The following is a 17,586-nucleotide window of genomic DNA, read 5'->3' as shown; positions in this document are numbered from 1 at the left end:
GCGACGCGAAGATGATGAAAGACTTCTTGGAAAAAATGAGGCAGCGGGCCGATATCCCCGGCAGCGCGCTGGGGATCGACATCGGCACCACCGCCGTTCGCGCGGTGGTGGCCCGCCGCGCCCGGGGCCGGCTTCCGCGGGTTTCCTGGGCCCGCTCCGCCGCGATCGCCCGGACCGCCCCCGCGGCGCCGGGACGGGAAGAAACGGCCGCGGCGCTGCGCGAGCTTTTTTCCCCGAAGGCGCCCCGGGCGGAAGTGACCGTCTGTGCCCTGCCCCTGCACCGGGTTTTCCTGCGCAGCCTGGTCGTCCCCTTCACCCGCCTCAACCTGATCGAACAGGTCATCTCCTCGGAGGCGGAACTGCACATACCCTTCCCGTTGGACCAGGTGGTCATCGACTTCTGGCCTCAGGAAGTCCTGGAAGAGGGCAAGACCAGGGTGATGATGGTCGCCGCCCGCAAGGATTTCCTGGCCGGCCAACTGGAACTTCTGGCCGAGGCCGGGATCGACCCCGCCGGGATCGGAGTCGATTTCCCCGGTCTCGCCGACGCCTGCCGCCGGGGAGGGCAGATTCTCGACTCCGGCGTGACCGCCCTGCTCGAGGTCGGGGCCGCGCACACCTCGGCCGGGTTCTTCCAGGACGGGCGCCTGGTGCTGCTGCGAAGTTTCACCTGGGGGGGCGATACCGTCACCGCCGCCGTCATGAAGGAGACGGGGGCCCCGTTTCCCGAAGCCGAGAGCCTCAAACGCGGGGTCGGCCTGGGCGCCCCCGAAGCCGGGAAGGTGGAAGCGGCCGTGAGCGCCTGTCTGGCCCGTTTCGAAGCCGAGATTTCCCGGACCCTGCACACCGCCGGCGCCGCGACCGGGGGCCGGCCGCCGGACCGGCTGCTCCTGACCGGAGGGGGCGCGGACCTCCCCGGGTTGCGGGAGTCCCTGGAGCGGCTGGCGGGGGGCGCCTCGCAGCCGGCCGATCCCTGGACGGGCGTCAGGGAAGGAAAGCACCGCCTCCCCGGGGCCGGGGAAGCGATGGGGATGGCCTCGTTCGCCGTGGGCCGGGAGGGCCGGCGGGTGAATTTCCGCAAGGAGGAGTTGACCTGGGCGGGTTCGTGGGGAGCGGTCCGCCGGCGCCTTCTGATCACCTTGGGGTTGATTCTGGGCCTCTTGGCCGCGTTCGCCGTTTCCCTGCACCTGAGGATGGGGGCGAAGGAGACGGAATCGGCCGCTCTCCAGGCCCGCATCTCCGGAATTCTGGCTTCGGCTTTCCCCGAACAGGCCCAGCAGGCCCGGGGCCGCGAGCTGCAGGCCATGGAGGATTCCCTGAAGGAGATGCGGGATAATTTCGATTACTACCGGGAGTTCAGCAGCATTTCCGGATTGGACGCCCTCCTGGAACTGAGCCGGGTCATTCCCGACAAGCTCAAGGTCCAGGTGGTCGAACTCGACATCAACCAGGACCGTGTCCGCTTGCGGGCCCGCACCGAGAATTACGGCACCGCCGAACTGATCAAGAAGGCGATTCAGTCCTCGGCGCTGTTCATCGGCGACCAACTCAAGGAAAGCCCGGCCAAGACCAGGAAAGACGGGGCGAAGACGGTGACGGTCGAGTTCACCTACACCATTCCCCTTATCCGCCAGGAGTAACGGATGGCCCTCAAGCAACGGGAAAAACGGACGGTGCTCGTCGGCGGCGGCGGGTTTCTTCTCATCGCCGTGGTCTGGTTTCTTTTCCTGCGGGAAGGTTCGCTCTGGGACCAATGGGTCGGCGTCAACGAACGGATCGAAGAGCAGGAGATCTCCCTGCAGAAGATGGAACGTCTCCACCGCAAGTACGCGGTCTTGCGGTCCAAAACCGACCAGATCCTCCGGGGCATGGGCGGGGTGGGCGGCGAAACCGTGCTGAATCAGGGCCTGATCGAGAAATTGGCCGCGGAGAAGGCCCCGGCGGCCGAACTGACCAAGATGAACACCCGCAACCGGACCGTGCACGACCTGTATAAGGTGGTGGAGCTGCAGGTGGAGCTGGCGGGGGTCCCCCTGGATCAACTGGTGGACTTTCTCTACGCCGTCGAGTACCAGAACGGAGGCAGCCAGGTGATCCGGGAACTGACCGTGGCTCTCAACCGCAAGAACGACGACCTGCTCGACGTCGAGGCGACGATCATTTCGGCCGAGCCCCTCAAAAACCAGGGGGCGGAACGCAAGTGAAGGCGCGGCCGCTCTTTTTCGCCTGGGCGCTCCTGGCCGCGGCCCTGTCCCCTCTCCGGAGCGAGGGCGCCGAGTCCCCGACGCCGTCTCCCTCGCCCTCTCCCGGCCGGGTCTTCCGGGTGCCGGGAGTTCCGGGCGCCTCCCGCGAGGCCGGCCTGGGGCTCCACGGCGGGGGCGCGGAGAAGGTGGACGTGGTCGTGGTCGAGCCCTCGGGGGAGACCCGCGAGACGATGGTGGAGCCCCGGGAGGACTACCGGCCCGAAAACCGGAGCCTGGACTATTCCCTGCTCGGCCGGGGCTTCAAGGAGTTTTATTTCCAGGCGTTCGGCGTGGTCCTGGCCACGCCGCCCACGCCGGTGCCCACGCCCAGCCGGATCCCCACCCCCAGCCCGGGTCCGACCGCGGCCGCGGCCGCGGCCGCCCGGGGCGGATTGCACCGGGACGAAAGCGAGGAGATCGTCGTCGTCATCACCACGCCCGAAGGCGCCGAGCGCCGGGTATCCGTCTACCCGCGGAATCCTTACCGGGAAGAGAACGGGACCCTGGCCCGGTCCCTCCTCGACGAAGCCTACCGGCAGTTCTATTTCGAAGCCTTCGGCATCTGGCCGACCTCCCCGACGCCCTACCTGACGACGCCGACGCCCCCGCCCACCCGGATTCCGGGCACGCCGACCCCCACCCCCGATTACTGCTCCGGCCGCGAACCCCTCCGGGCCCGGTGGATCAACGCCCTCAGCCTCTCCCACCCCCGGAGCACCTCAACCGACGGGTGGGGCTATCTGCTCCAGACCGCCGACGGCAGGACCACCCTGGCCTACGTCACCGACAACCTCAACCAGATGCGGGTCGCCGCCGTTTTCACCGACGACCGCCCCCTGCGCCTGACCATCATAAAAAATCCCGGGTACTCCGGGAACATCGTGATCGAGCCCGGGGACACCCTGGAGATCGATTACGCCACCGGTTCCGGAAGTTCCGCCGTCAGCATCGCCCTGCCTGCCCTGGACCTGGACCCGACCGCTCCTCTGGTCGGGTACCCCGATTCCACGGGGGTCCTCTACCGGGACGTCTCCCTCTGTCAGGCGGCGCCGACGCCGACGGTTCCCCCGTCGCCGTCGCCGACTCCGGCCTACTGCGCCACCCCCCTGGCGGCGTTTCAGATCAACACGCTCTCCATCGCCCGGCCCCGCGCCTCCCTGAGTTGGGGGTGGGAATACCGCCTGGAGGCCCCGGGCGAGGATGTGCCCCTGGCCTCGGTCAAGGACAGCCTCAACTCCTTTGCCGGTCCCGGGCCCAAGCTGGACGCGGACGCGGTGCTTTCGCTGGTCATCAAGAAGGATTCCGAGGATCCCCGGATCGAAGCCGGCGATTACCTGGACCTCCAGTACTTCTATCTCGAAGAAGGGGAGGCCCAAGTCGCCCAGACCAGGATCTACCTGCCCCCGGGCGCTCCGGCCTCGTCCCGTTTCTGGCTGGGAAGGGACGGCATCTGCTACAGCGACGAAGAGCTGTGTTCCCCGGTCTCTTCGCGCCCCACCCCGACCCCGGAACCGACTCCGACTCCGCCGACCACTCCCACTCCCGCGCCCACCGCGACGCCGACTCCTTTCGGTTACCATACCCCCACCCCCAGCCCGCCCACGCCGACTCCGACTCCGACGCCGGAGGGGTACAAGACCCCGACCCCCAGCGCCACCCCCAGCGCCAGCGCCACTCCGACCCCGGAGTACGGCGCCGTTCCTCTCTCCCTGAGCCGGGTGACCGATCTCGATCTCAAGGAGACCCGCGCCGCCGGGCAGAAGGGCTGGAAATGGATCGTCGCCCGGGCCGACAACGGGGAGTGGCTGGCGCGCACCTACGACTACTGTCAGGAATTCACCGCCTACACCGACCGCACCGCCGTCCCCGCCGCGCCGGTCATGGTCAAGCTCCAACTGGGGACCGACCCCGCTTTTATCGTAGCCGAAGGCGATTATCTGGACGTTTCCTTCGAAATCCTGACCGAGCTCCCGACCCGGGCGGCGGCCGGCCGCACCGCCGTGTATCCCCCCCCCGTTATCGACGCCGTCGACCGCGAATGGTACGTGGACGTCGAGGGGAACACCTACTACGACCGTTGGCTGCAGGTGCCGGCGAAGTCGGTTCCTTCCCCGTCCCCGGAAGCCCCCGCGCCGACGCCGACCGCCGCCGTCACCCCGGCCTCCACGCCGCCCGGCTCCCCGACCCCCGTTCCCACGGTTTCCCCCTCCGGCGGGGCGGCGCCGGCGGGGACTCCGCCCTTTTCTCCGACCCCGGCGCCCCAGTTGCTGGCCGTGCCCAGCGTCACCCCCGCGCCGTTCGAAGAAGTGGCGGTGCTCGAGGGCGGAAGCGGTTGGATGGAGGCCGTCTGGGCCGATTCCCGCTCGGTGGTAGGGGGGAACGAGGACGGCAACGTCTATATCTGGGACCGCGACGATTTCAGCCGCCGCTCCCGCTGCTCCTACCCCAACGCCGGGGCCATAATCTCGGTCGCCGCCGACGACCGCTACATCTACGGCGGCAGCGACGACGGGAACGTCTACGTATGGGACCGGCTTGCCCTGAAACCGGTGCGCTCCCTGCGCGGCGAGACCAGCATCGGAGATCCGGTGGAGGGAGTGGCGGCTTACGGCGGCATGGTCTACGCCGGCACCACCGGCCGCCGGGTTTACGCCTGGAACCGGAACGGGTTTCAGCAGCAGGAAGAATGGCAGGTGTCCCGGGGCTGGGTGACGGCGGTCGACGCCGCCGCCGGACGGCTTTACGCCGCCACCGGCGGCTCGGAGTACTCGCTCTACGTCTGGGACCGGACCACCGGAGCGCCCCTGGCGGAGCTGGCCGGCGCCGAAAGCGACCTGAACTCGGTGGCGACCGACGCCGACCGGATATACCTTTCCTCCTCGGACGGGAATGTCTATGTCTGGTCCCTGGAGTTCGCTCCCCTGAAAATCCTCGACGACTGCCGGGACCAGGTTACGGGCGCCGCCGCCGCCCGGGGGTTTCTCTACGCCTCCTGTCACGACGGCTCCCTCTATGTCTGGGAGTTGCCCGGGTTCCGCCTGGCGCGCAGGCTGGAAGCCGGGGGCGCCCCGCTGCAGGGGCTGGCGGTGGAGGACGACATGGTCTTCGCCGCTTCCGGAGACGGCGGCGTTCATGTCTGGTACGCCCCCGACATAGAGGACTTGAACACGTTCGGGGCCACCCCCACTCCCACTCCCTTCGCCCGCGCGGGCTGGCTTCCCCCGGTCGTTCCCACCCCGGTATCCGGCGCGGCCGCCGGGGCCTCGGCCGCGGCGGAGGCGGAATACGATCTTCAGGACCTGGAGCCGCCGGAACCGTATCGGCCGGAAGGGCAGACCCTGGCCTACGGACTCCTCCAGGAAACCTACAAGGAAGCTTACCGGACCTGGTTCGGGGTCACCCTCACCACCCCCACGCCTCCCCCCACCCCCATCCCCACTCCCACTCCCGTGCCGGCTCCCACTTCCAGCGGCGGCAGCAGCCAGCTGGTCATCAACGAGATCAATTACGCCGGCACCCTGAATCAGCCCACCTACTGTTGGATCGAGATCGCCAATTACGGGGATGCCGCCCAGCAGGTGGAAAACTGGACCCTGAACAACGATTCCGAAAACTGGAGCATCTCGCTCAAGAGCTACGAACTCCCGGTGGGGGCGTTCTACGTGGTCGTCGCCAACAGCGCCCTGAGCGTTCCGGTTCAGGCCAACGGCGCCCGGGCCCAGGCCACCAGTACGCTGACGTGCGGCGGCAGCGGGGACAAGCTGGTCTTGAAGGACGACTCCGGTAAGACCATCGATACGGTGGACTGCAGTTCCGCCGGCTGGTTCGTGACCACCCAGGAAGGATTTTCGATGGAGCGTCTCGACCCCGACGTGAGCGGTTCCACCAAGTCCAACTGGGCCCGGGCGCTGAGCAGTTCCACCTACAGCGTGGGCACCACCACCAACTTCGGCACCCCCGGAAAAACCAACGGCAATTATTCCCCGGCCTCCCCCCTGAGGGCCTCGTTTATTTCCAGCCTGACCGTGGAGGACTATGCCGACTGGATCGATTTCGCCACCGGGTGCTACTTCAAGAACTTCGACGGCAACCTGGGGGCGTCCGACGCCCGGTTCGCGCTTTACGACTATCTCCCCAACACCGCTTTCATCTATCTGGCGACCGGGTACCGGCCCTGCGCCGACTATTTTCGCGAGAACCTGCTGGCCCTGGTCCGGGATTCCTCCTTCGACTGGGGCGGAACCTCCACCTCCCGGGGCATCTCCGACGTCGCCGAGGCCTACCTGGCCCTGGCCGCCTCCGGGATTTTCTCGTCGGCCGAGCGCGCCGAGATCGAGAAGAAATTCGTCCGCCTGGCCCTGGACCGCCGCGAAGTCGCTTCTACCGGGAACTATGCGCAGGGGACGGTCTGCGGACTCAACGCGGTGGTGGGGTATATCGTCGGCGGAGAGCCGGGCCGGGAGATGATTGCCTGGGCCAACCGGCTCCTCAGTTACGACGACACCTGGACCCTGCCCGAAAACTCGCGCTATTGGCAGGGGCTCTTCATCCGGGAAATGCTGCGGGTCGCCCTTTACTCCAACCGGATGGAGATCCCGGTGGAGGACGGGGAAGGCAAGAGGTGGCGGGACAACTTCTACCGCCAGGTCTGTCTCCTGATCGAGACCTTCCCTCCCAACGGGTTCATGCCCGCCTACGGGCAGGATTACCTGCAGGCCTTCACCGACCGTTTCCTCGAAGTCCTGGCCGCCGCCACCGCGGTTTTGGACGATGACGTGCCCGAGCACCGGTCCGCCGCGGCGCGGGCCAAATGGCTTCTGCAGCAGGCCTTCGAGTACGCGCGGGGCCATGAAGTGGTGGCCTACGGCCGCAACGATTACGGTTACCCCGGCACCCAGATGGGGCCGTTCGCCGTGTACATGAACCCCGTCTACCTCTACTGGTTCCTGAACGAAGATCTCGTTCCCGAGGCGCCCGCCGACGGGGACTGCCCCGGGGGCGTGCTCTCCCGGCCGATGATGCCGGGACAATCGTTGGCGGGAGTCTACGACGAGTCCCTGGCGCAACTGGTGGATACCCCGGACAAGGTCATCCACCGGTCGGGGTCCGGGTCCGACGCCCTTTTCCTCATGCTCGACCTCGGCGCCCAGGTCGCCGGCAGCGGCCAGGACCGGTACGGCTTCGGCAACGATATCCTCAGCCTGGGGGTCGGTCCCGAGGAGTTCGTCACCGGGGTGACCATGAACTACTCCAATCCGTCGTTCAAACTCCATAACCTGGTCGAGACCGGCGGCACCTACCCGCCGGCGGCGGCCGAGACCTGGGAAGACACTTCCGAACTGTCCCGCAGCGTCACCGTTTCCACGGTCGGAGCGCTGAGCTGGCGCCGCGAGGTAGTTCTCTACAAGACCGGAGACAGGAGAATCGAAGTCAAGGATACCCTTCCCGGCCAGGGGATCGTGCGCTGGCACCTGCAGGGCGACTACCGGTGGATCGACGACGGGATGGTGCTGACGGTGGGAGGGACGGAGCTGGAGGTGACGTGGACCGGAGTGGATCATGCCGGGCACGTTCCCGCCGAAACCTGGGCCGATCCCGACCCCGATCTGCGCTGGGGGAAATCCGGGGCGTGGGACCAGGAGATCCGCCTTCACCGCTATTCCCCGGGCGCGGTGGTCACCACCTTCCGCCCCGTTTCCGATCTGGAGAACCAGGTGGTTCCCGAAAGCCCTTACTCCGAGCTTCGGTAGGACTTGGTCCCGGCGCCGGCTTCTGCTACCATGGGCTTCGGGTAAACCCGGAAACCGTCGGGGGGATGATCTCGATGCCCGAGGAAGAACGCTACGTCCGTCTCCGTCTCAAGGTATTGATCCGCACCGAGGAAGCCAGCCTGGTCGACCTGGGGGGAGGCAAGGTCTGGATTCCCGAAGAAGCCGTGCGTTCCTGTCTGCGGGCGGAGCAGGGCATCTACGAGATGGAAATCCTCGAATCGGTCCTCGAGGCCAAGCGGGCGGAAATGAGGGGGCTGAAAGAGAAGGCCACCGGGGTCAAAGGTTCGATCCTGGGAGATGTGGTCGAGGTCGTCGGGCGCCTGGTCAGGGAGGAACAGGACGCCCTCTGCGTCGAAATCGACGGCCGGGAGATGTTTCTGCCCCGGGTCTGTTTTTCCGAGATCGAACCGATCGAGGACGACCGCTGCCGGTTCGTCATCCAGAAAAACTACTACAACTTCAAACTCCGCCGCCTGGAAAACCCGAGCGAGGACGACCAGGCCTTCACCGCCGCGCGCGCCCGGATCCTCCGGGAAACCGATCGCGCCTATTGTCTCGTTTCCGAGGGAAGGGAGTTCTGGTTTCCGAAGCGGGAAGTGCTGGAGGTCAAGGACGTTCCCGGCGAGGAGGAGAAAGAACTGACCGTTCCCACCGATTTCTGGCTCTTCAAACTCTCCGGGGGCAGTTACTGACCGGCCAGGGCCGCCGTTAAGGCGGCGCAGGGGCCGAAGGCCCCGGCGGCCAGGGGGAGGATGCGCTCCCGCATTCCCGCCGCTTCTTCACGGGTCCAGGCCCAGCCCGGCAGCAGCGGGGTATCGGGGTAGGGAGGGGGGAGGGAGGCGAGTTCCGCCAGTGTCTCCTCTATCTTGGGCCGGAGTTGCTCCGGCGCGTCGATGGGACGGCGTTCGTCCTGGTTGCAGGTCCAGAAAAAGTCGAAGAACGTTCCCCCCGCTCCCGCGAACCGCTCCAGGGAGCCGGCGAGTTCGCCCGATCCCAGGCGCCGGTAATAACGCTCCCGGGTGCGGGTACTCTCGGCGCCCAGGAAAAAGCCGGCGGTGATCGTTTCCGTGGTGGCCATGACCCGAAACCCGGCTTCGCCGTCCGGTTCGCCCAAGGGGTTGTCCCACCAGGTCAGGGCCACCCAGGAACTGGTGTAATCGACCGCGCTCAGGCTGGGGCCCAGCCTGAGGCCTCCCCGGTCGCCCAGCAAGCCGCCCAGGGCGCCCGCGGCCTCGTCCAGGCGCTTGCGCATTCGGAGCAGGTCGTCGAAGTCGGCGAGAGCGAAGCCCTGGAATTCCCGTTTCTTTTGTTTGGTCTCCCTGACTTTGAACCCGAAACCCTGCTCCAGGCGGGCGAGGTCGGCCACGGTCATCTCCCGGACGACTTCGGAGACCGGTACCCGGGCGTAGTTTTCGAAAACCCATGCCACCAACTCGACGAAAAGCCGGATCCGGCGCATGCGGTGGGAGGGTACCATGCTGATTTTTTTCTCCAGGAAGGGCCGGATCGGTCTCCAGTTCTCGTAGACCTTGGCGGCGATTTCGGCGGGGAACTCGGTTTCTCCGATCAGGCGGTCCAGCCGCCGCCGGATGTTCATGGCCTCGATCGGCCCCGTCTCTCCGGGAAGGTTTTTTTCCAACAGCCGGCTCAGCGCCGCCAGCGCGTAGTATCCCGCGTGGTTGCCCCGCTGCTGACGGGCCAGGAGACTGGCCGCCAAAATGAAATCGATGCTTTCGGGATCGGCCTTGAGACGTTTCGCCCCCACGCTAGCCTCGTTTCTCTTCGTCGCCGGGTTGGGTCCCCGGCGTGTTCGATCGGCGTTCGGTCCGCTTCATTCCCGGCTCCCGGCGCCCCGCTCCCCGCCTTTAGTGTACTCCGGCCGCGTTTCTCCCGCCATCAGGGATGTCCCAGGTATCTGAAAACCAGCATCGTGGTGTCGTCGAACTGCTCGACTTCCCCCCCGAAGGCCTCCAGCTTGGCGAAAACCGTCGCGGCCAGGTCGCGGGCGGGGAGGTCGCCCGCTTCGGCCACCGCCCGCAGCAGCCGTTCTTCTCCGAAGAGCTCGTTGTCGCGGTTGTGCCACTCGGTGACCCCGTCGGTGTAGAGGAGGAGAACGTCTCCCGGATCGAGGGTCATACGCCCCTGGCGGTAGTCCGCATCCTCCAGTATCCCCAGGGCCGGCTGCCCCGTTTCTCCGGGCTCGCGCAGGAGGCGGACGGCCCCGCCCTTGCGCACCACCGGCGGGTTGTGGCCGGCGTTGCAGTATTCCAAACGGCCCGTCCTCAGGTCGCAGACGAAATAAAACAGGGTGACGAACGTGCAGGAGGTGTTGTTGAGGCAGAGGAGCCGGTTGACCTTGGCGATGGTTTCGGCCGCTTCCCGGTTGAAGGAGGCGTTGCTGAAGAGCAGGGTCCGGGTGACCATCATGAAGAGGCTGGCGGGAACCCCTTTCCCGGAAACGTCGGCGATGGCCACTCCGATGTGATGATCGTCGATCATGATGTAGTCGTAAAAATCGCCTCCCACCTCCCGGGCCGGCACCATTCTGCCGAAGAGTTCGACTTTTTGTGAAGCCACCTCCGGGGGAAAAACGTGGGGAAGGATGTCCTGTTGAATCTGGTGGGCCAGGCGCAGTTCGCTCTGGATCTTTTCCTTCTCCGCGGTGGTTTTCTCCAGTTCCCGGGTGTAGTTCTTCAGGTCCTCGGCCATGTGGTTGAAGGCGCGGCCCAGGTCGCCGACCTCGTCCCGGGCCCGGGAATCGACGCGCCGGCTGAAATCGCCCCGGCTGATTTCGCGGGTTTCCACGGTCAGTCGCTTCAGGCGCCGCACGAACAGCCAGGAGAAGACCAGGGCCAGCAGGGTGAAGGAGATCACGATCAGAACCGCGTTTTCCTTGACCCTGCTCAAGGTCTCCTGTTCTATCCGGGCCATCTCCTCCGTGGACCGGTAGATTTCGATGACGTTGATGACTTCGCCGTGCCGATCGAGAACGGGGAGGAGGTAACTCACCCACTCCCCCTGGTCGTCGACGAACCGCCCCCAGGCCGGCTCCTTCTTCACCAGCGCGTCCAGAAACATCCTGCGCTGGGCGGGGACGATGAAAGGCTCGAAGATGGGGCCTCTCCAGCTGTTGATCCCGAAGTAATAGCGTCCCCCCGCGATCTTATGGATGATCCACTTCGGAGTCTGGGGGACGTTTTTGCGGTCGATCAGGCGGTCGGCGGCGGCGAATATCTTCTCGTAGGTTTCGCTTCCCCGGTCTTCGGGCCGGTTGATGTTCTCCAGTTCCTCGACGGGGACGCTGTTGAGGATCGCCCGGGCCAGGTTGGCGGAACGAAGCCTCGACTCCTCCAGGTAGGCCTGGTAGCTGATCTTGCGGGCCCGGGAACTGATGAGGAACCCCCCCACCACCAGCGGCGCGAAAATAAGCATGATCTTGAAAAAAACCGGAATCCTCCTCCGTCTCCAGAGGGCGGCCAGGCGGTCCCGGGCGGCGATCAGCAGGACCAGCAGCCCCGCCCCCAGCCAGAGCAGGACCGTCCGGAGCCGGGCGGGCCTGCGGAAGACCTCGACGGCTTCGAAGGTCGGACCCGCGACGACCAGGCACTTGTTGGCCAGGTCGTAGCTGAGGTTCCTCCCCGCGATATCGAAGATCCTTCCCACCAGGATATCGATGTAAGGATACCCTTTTTCCAGGGGTTCTATGACCCGGACGGGTTCCCCCTCACGGTCGAAACAGACCCAGTCGCGGTTGCCGGTTCCGGCCACGGTCAACCGGGGTTCCCCTCCCGGAGCCTCCGCCAGCAGGAAAACGTCCACCGGGGCCAGAAGTTCCCCCCGCTCCCGTCCCGGTCGTCCCCACGCCCTCAGCCGCTTGCCCTCGGAGTCGAACCGGACGATCTGGTCGTCTTCGCCGGACGAGAGGTATGTCGTCCCCTCCGGGTCGACGAAGAGGCTCATCCAGTACCCGAACTCGCCGTTGCGGTCGCCCAACTCCTGGATCTCCGCGGGGGGAACGCCGTTTGTCATGACCACTCCCCGGGCATCCTCCGGCAGCCGCCAGACGCAACGTTGTCCCCGGCAGTTGTTGGCGAAATAATGCCGCCCCCCGGGCCCGGCGGCGTAGCGCAGCTCCGGGGATTCGTCGGGTTCCTTGAGGAAAATGGTGAAGACGGTTTCGGGCGCCCGGGCGATATCCCGGTAGAGGTTGAAGCGGTAGCCCAGAAAGTCGGTGGTCCGACGGTCGTAGATGTAGCTGTGGACCATGACCCCCCCGGGGGCCGGATACAGGTCCCTGACCATGTAGTAGAAACGGTCGTCGTCGGGTTCGATGGCCCGCTCCTCCTCCAGGTGCATCGGGGCACCGGGGGAAAACCCGCGCAGCCGCAGGATGGTGTTGTCGTTTTTCTCGACGACCAGCAGGTCTTCCCCGCTGAAGGTGAAAGCCACGGGGATGTCGAAACGGGCGGTTTCGGTGGGAAAGACCACGGCGGCGGCGACGGCCGCGGCCGCGATTATCAGGGCCGAAATTGTGAATGATTTACGCGGGTTCATCGGGATCCGTTTCGGACGAAAGGATTCTCGCATTATTCGCCGCCCGGAATCCAGATGAAACCGGAACCGGGAGGAGCCGCCCCGCCGGGGTTCACTCCTCGCCGAAGACCTCGGCGGTGTAGACGTAGACCTCCGTCTCCGGGTCTTTCCAGGCGTCGGGAGCCAGGCCGGCTTTGTGGGCGCAGCAGGAGGAGAGGAACTCCTCCAGTCCCATGTGGTGTTCGGTGGCGACCTGGGGCAGGTAGGTGCCCCCCCGCGCCCCCCGCCGGATGTAGATGCCGTGTTTGCCCGGCACCACCTCCCGGAGGGGATCGGAGATCCGCCGCATGGGGGAGAGAACCGAGATTTCGATGTCGATCCGGTCCGCTTCGGCGGGGGAGACCGGGACGAAACGGGGATCGTGGAGGGCGGCTTCGCGGGCCATGGTGCGCACCACCCGGTAGAGGGGCTCGTCGGCGGTGAACTGGCCGATGCACCCGCGCAGGGCCCCGTTTTCGTTGAGGGTGACGAACGCGCCCCGGTGCCCCTGGAGTTCGGGGTCGTCGATGGGGGAATCGGGAAGCGGCCTGCCGTTGACGACCGCGGTCAGGGCTTCGCGGGCCGTCTTCAGCAGTTCCGCCCGGGCCTTCGGCGAGAGATTTGCGTCGGTGGCGGTGTTCATGGGCTGCTCCTCCTGATTGTCCGCTCGGTCTCGTTCGGAATCGTAAATCGCCACCGCGCCGTAACCGACCACGGAGTCGGGGTTCCCCGCCGGGGAATCGGCCGAATTGGCGTAGGCGATGACGGCGGCTCCGTCGGCCCCGGCCCGGAGGGCCGCGGCAACGACGGCCTTGACCCCCCGGAATCCGCACATGACGCAGACCAGGTTGGGAACGTTCCCGCCTTCGAAGCGCTCCCGGACCAGGTCGAGACGGGAAGGATCGAGCGCCGCCACGGCTTCAAGCGTCTGCCGGTCGACCCGGGCCGCGTCTTCGACGCCGGGGTAGTGGCTGAGATCGGTGCTGCAGACCGCGATCGTTTCCGGATCGTCCCTGAGAATGTCGCCCAGGACCGTTCCCAGCGCGGCCAAGGCCGCCGGCGGCGCATCCCCGATCAAAACCGGCACGATCCGGGCGTCGGGGAGCACCGTCTGGATGAAGGGGATCTCCGCCTCCAGGGTGGGTTCGCTGCGGTGGACCCCGGGAATGCTGACAATCTCCGGGGCGGCCGCCCGGATCCGCTCCGCCAGAACCGAATCGACCGGCACCGCCCCCAGGGGGGTCCGGTAAGAGGAGAAATCGGGGACGGAGACGCCGGGGAAGCCGACCCGGTGGGCGCAGCCGACGAGTACGACCGTGGCGATCTTCCTCCCCCGCACGGCCTTGAAGGCGGCGGCGGCGGTGGGTCCCGAATAAACGTAACCGGCGTGAGGAGCGACCACGGCCAGCAGCCTCCCGGGAACGGAAACTTCGGGGGCGGCGGCAAGCAGGGCATCCACTTCCCGTTTGAGTTCGCCGGGGTCGGCGGGATAGTAGGAGCCCGCCAGGACCGGCTTCCGTTCGCCCGCCCCCGCCGCCGGCTTATCCTCGGCGGAGCAGCCCCCGCCCGCTATCGCCGCGCTCAAGCAGATTATCGGCAGTATCCGGTTCATGGGTTCCCGCCTTTTGAGTATACCACAACCCGCGGCCCCGGGCAGCGTCGGGAACGGCGCTGCAGTTTTTATTTGACTAGATCGGCTCCGCGGCTATAGTTGACCCGATTGATCGGGGCTGTAGCTCAGCTGGGAGAGCACATGGCTGGCAGCCATGGGGTCAGGGGTTCGAATCCCCTCAGCTCCACGACCGGTTCCCTCCCCCGGGGAGCCGGTTTTTTTCCGCCGGGCCCCCTCGCGGCCGCCGCTTCAGGGAATTTTCTCTTCCCGGCGCCGTCGTTCCACGATCTCCTCCGCCAGGGAGAAGGGCACGGCGGCGTAGTGTTCGAAATGCATGGAAAAATCGCCGCGGCCCCCGCCGAGTGGGTTACGCCCGAAGCGGTCAGGGAGCCACGCGAGCAGCGCATTTGACTCCCCGATCCATCATTGCATTGAAAACCGGTCAGCCCGGTTTCCATGCTGTCATGAATTCCGTAAACTTCTCCACGATGCAGACGTTCCTTCTGGGCATACTCCAAAAGTCCCGTGACCTGCGCCTCAATTTATAGCATCTGACGGGTGGACTAATCAATCGACTAATGGGCATACAGAAAGCAGTTTATCGGATCCTTCTTCTTTCTACTATCATCACACAGCATACACATCATATATTATTAAAATCAGCATGCAAATGCATGACGTCGTACACCCTACGAAAAGGCACAAGGTTGAACTGAAAATAAAACTCCTGAGCGTCCGAGTTACCCCGCAAGTCTAAGAAATCTTGGAAGAGTTGACGGAGAAAGAGGAGCGTTCGCTCTCTTGGATTGTGTCACGCATGATTGAGGAGAATCTCGCCGCCCGGGAAGAAAAAAGCAAGTAACAGGAGTGATGATGTGCAGCGATAGCTGGCTGGATGCATCACAGACAAGTTGGCAATATTCCCTGCGTAACTACATGTCGACGGAACGCGACTATCGTAGGGCCCAGGTCGGTGTTGTGAGGAGCAATGAGGAGTGGTCCGCAATCTACCCTCACTGGGTTAAGATCCTTGAAAAACAGCCTAACCTTCCAGTCTCGGTTGATCCACGTTGGCTTTCGTACTGGTGGGGCCACTTCGGTTCTGACAGGGAATTGTCCATCTTCTGGGCCGCGCTGGGAGATGACGTTCTTGCCATTCTGCCTCTGATGCGCAAACGCGTAGGATCCCATACGATCCTTACGCTTCTTTCTGATTGTTGTAGTGACTACCTAGGCGGAGTCTTCTCGGCCTTTGCATGTGATCCTATCGACCGCATCGCAGCCGCGATGTGCGACCATTTGGAATGGGATGAAATAAGGCTACAAAACATACGGCAAGATGACGTCACCTTGCACATTGTAACACGTGCACTTCAAGATTGCGGTCTATCACCGGTTATTGTCAGGGCAGAGGATGCGCCGTATATAGAACTTGGTTGTTCTTGGGATAAGTATCTTAAGTCACGGACAAGAAACCGGCGGCGAATGCTGAACCGCAAGATGCGGGCTCTGCGCCGCCGCGGCAAGGTAGAACTCCAAGTTGTCCGGGATTACGACCATGAAACCCTCGAACGTCTATTTGATCTCCATGATACTCGTTGGGACAGTATTCACGGAGTCCAAGCATTTGCCGACACAAGGCGCAGAGGCTTCATTCATGACGTTGCGAAAGATTTCGCCGGAACCGGGAATTTCTGTCTTTTTCATCTGCTTCTGAACGGCAACATAGTTGCTTATCGGATGGGCTTCATCCGTGGTGGCAGATACTATGACTGGAACACATCCTTTGATTTGGCGTTAGACGATTGTTCTCCGGGGCTAGTGCTATTGGGTGAAGCGATTCGATGGGCTTGCGATAACGGGCTACAGGAAGTTGATTTCATGCGCGGCCATGAAGAGTACAAGCTATCCTGGAATACCGCCGTGAGGTCGCTCTATACGATCCAATGTTCACGCCCACGCGAGCCACGCCATCCGAGGGTGCCAGTAAAGTCCACGGATAAGCTGCGGGATCTGGCTTCAAAACGGGGAGTTGTGCTGGATCTCGACGGTGTTCTCTATAAAGGAGACAAGCCGATAGAAGCCAGCCTCGCGGCCATTCGCATTTTGCGACAATCTGGCGTTACAGTTGGCTTCTTGACAAACACGAGCGTAAGAAGGCAGCAGGAGTTAGCAGACAAACTCGGCCAGATGGCCGTGATAGCGGACCCGCGGCATATCATGACGTCCACTATTGCCGCTGCCGAGTATTGCCGCACTAAGGGATACAGGTGTTGCTTGGTGCTGGGTGGAGCACCAGCACTACCTGAGTTGCTCGCCTGCGGTGGCATGGATATCGCCGCCAATGATCACACTGGTTACATTGACGCAGTTGTCGTTGGCTATTCAAAGGATTTCATATATGCCGACCTAGTGGCAGCCCAGCGAGCAATTTTGAAGGGTGCGGAGTTCGTATGCACGGACCGGGATCGTGTGTTCGCTGCTCCGGGTATGGACAAGCCCGGAACTGGCTGGATTGTGGCTGCAATTGAAACAGTAACTGGCAAATCGCCCTTTGTCGTGGGGAAACCAAATGACTTCTCGCTTCGCCTTCTACTTCATCTTATGGGTATGAAACCGCAAGAGGTAGCCGTAATTGGGGATTCGCTCGATACTGACATAGCAGCAGCCAGAAAGGCTGGAGCGTTGGCTTGCCTTGTTCTTGGAGGGATAAGTACTGCTGAAGATGTGGCTCGACGCACGCATGATTCCCGGCCAGACCTTGTTTTTGCGGATTTGGTTGAAATGGTAGATCAGATGAGAGGAGATACAAGATGAAGTATCAGAAGATCGAGGTCTTAGACAAAGTTGCAAAAGTTGTCTACTTGGTTCAGCCGTCCCCTGTTGTACTCGTGTCAACGGTCGACACAGCGGGGGTTAAGAACTTGGCACCCTACGCTATGTTCACGCCGTGTTCGACGTGCCCCCCGATGGTTGCGCTTGGTATCTCGCCAAAGTCTGACACCTTCAAGAATATCTCAAAGACCGGCGAGTTTGTGGTAGGAATTCCTACGAGCAAGATTCTGACTCAACTTTACCAGGCTGCTAACGAGTATCCGCCGGCCGTGGATGAGTTTGAGGAAACGGGATTGACACCATATGCGAGGAACAAGGTGAAGCCCGCGCGGATAGCAGAATGTGCAGTCAATCTGGAATGTAAGCTGCAATGGCACAAGGAGGCAGGAAACCACCACGTTGTTGTTGGATTGGTCGTTGCAGCAGATATCGATAAAGAATTGTTCTCAGAGGATAAGATAAAACTGAGAAGTGCAATACCGCAGGTGTACCACTTGACGAGCGGAACCTTTCTTGTAGATGGCAAAGTCATTGACGTTAAGCACTAAGGATC

General features: G+C 63.9%; 9 protein-coding genes and 1 tRNA gene. 7 read left to right on the top strand and 3 right to left on the bottom strand.

The window, feature by feature from the left end; translation table 11 throughout:
• The first annotated feature begins 11 nt into the window (after positions 1-11).
• The 4 genes from pilM to PLZ73_07270 all read left to right on the top strand — a co-directional run bounded on the left by pilM (position 12) and on the right by PLZ73_07270 (position 8,706).
• Positions 12-1,640 (top strand): pilus assembly protein PilM, encoded by a 1,629-nt coding sequence (pilM, locus tag PLZ73_07285; GenBank protein HOO77675.1) that lies wholly within the window; start codon positions 12-14, stop codon positions 1,638-1,640.
• Positions 1,641-1,643: 3 nt separating this feature from the next.
• Complete coding sequence (locus tag PLZ73_07280) at positions 1,644-2,204, top strand: hypothetical protein (protein ID HOO77674.1); 561 nt, start codon at positions 1,644-1,646, stop codon at positions 2,202-2,204.
• Positions 2,201-7,993, top strand: a complete 5,793-nt coding sequence (locus PLZ73_07275) for a lamin tail domain-containing protein (protein ID HOO77673.1) — start codon at positions 2,201-2,203, stop codon at positions 7,991-7,993. Before PLZ73_07280 ends, PLZ73_07275 begins: the two co-directional genes overlap by 4 nt.
• A 74-nt stretch (positions 7,994-8,067) precedes the next feature.
• Positions 8,068-8,706 (top strand): hypothetical protein, encoded by a 639-nt coding sequence (locus tag PLZ73_07270; GenBank protein ID HOO77672.1) that lies wholly within the window; start codon positions 8,068-8,070, stop codon positions 8,704-8,706.
• On the opposite strand, the gene PLZ73_07265 is transcribed toward PLZ73_07270, so the two are convergent.
• From PLZ73_07265 to amrB, 3 genes are all read right to left on the bottom strand, one after another.
• Entirely contained in the window at positions 8,700-9,779 is a 1,080-nt protein-coding gene (locus tag PLZ73_07265) for a hypothetical protein (GenBank protein ID HOO77671.1), read from the bottom strand. The two genes, PLZ73_07270 and PLZ73_07265, sit on opposite strands and share 7 nt — an antisense overlap.
• A 131-nt stretch (positions 9,780-9,910) precedes the next feature.
• On the bottom strand, positions 9,911-12,568 hold the full coding sequence (locus tag PLZ73_07260) for a SpoIIE family protein phosphatase (protein ID HOO77670.1): 2,658 nt from the start codon (positions 12,566-12,568) through the stop codon (positions 9,911-9,913).
• Positions 12,569-12,659: 91 nt separating this feature from the next.
• Positions 12,660-14,198, bottom strand: coding sequence for an AmmeMemoRadiSam system protein B (amrB, locus tag PLZ73_07255; GenBank protein ID HOO77669.1), 1,539 nt, complete (start codon positions 14,196-14,198; stop codon positions 12,660-12,662).
• Positions 14,199-14,312: 114 nt separating this feature from the next.
• Between amrB and PLZ73_07250 the strand changes: the two genes are divergently transcribed.
• The 3 genes from PLZ73_07250 (at position 14,313) to PLZ73_07240 (ending at position 17,581) form a co-directional block, all read left to right on the top strand.
• Positions 14,313-14,385 (top strand) — tRNA-Ala (locus tag PLZ73_07250).
• Positions 14,386-15,068: 683 nt separating this feature from the next.
• Entirely contained in the window at positions 15,069-17,015 is a 1,947-nt protein-coding gene (locus PLZ73_07245) for an HAD-IIA family hydrolase (GenBank protein HOO77668.1), read from the top strand.
• On the top strand, positions 17,012-17,581 hold the full coding sequence (locus PLZ73_07240) for a flavin reductase family protein (protein HOO77667.1): 570 nt from the start codon (positions 17,012-17,014) through the stop codon (positions 17,579-17,581). The genes PLZ73_07245 and PLZ73_07240 overlap by 4 nt, the downstream gene beginning before the upstream one ends.
• Positions 17,582-17,586: the final 5 nt, after the last annotated feature.

Source organism: bacterium, assembly GCA_035380285.1.
GTDB lineage: Bacteria > Auribacterota > Erginobacteria > Erginobacterales > DAOSXE01 > DAOSXE01.
Note: the sequence above shows the minus strand (reverse complement) of the source record. Positions and strands in the feature narration are given on the sequence as shown.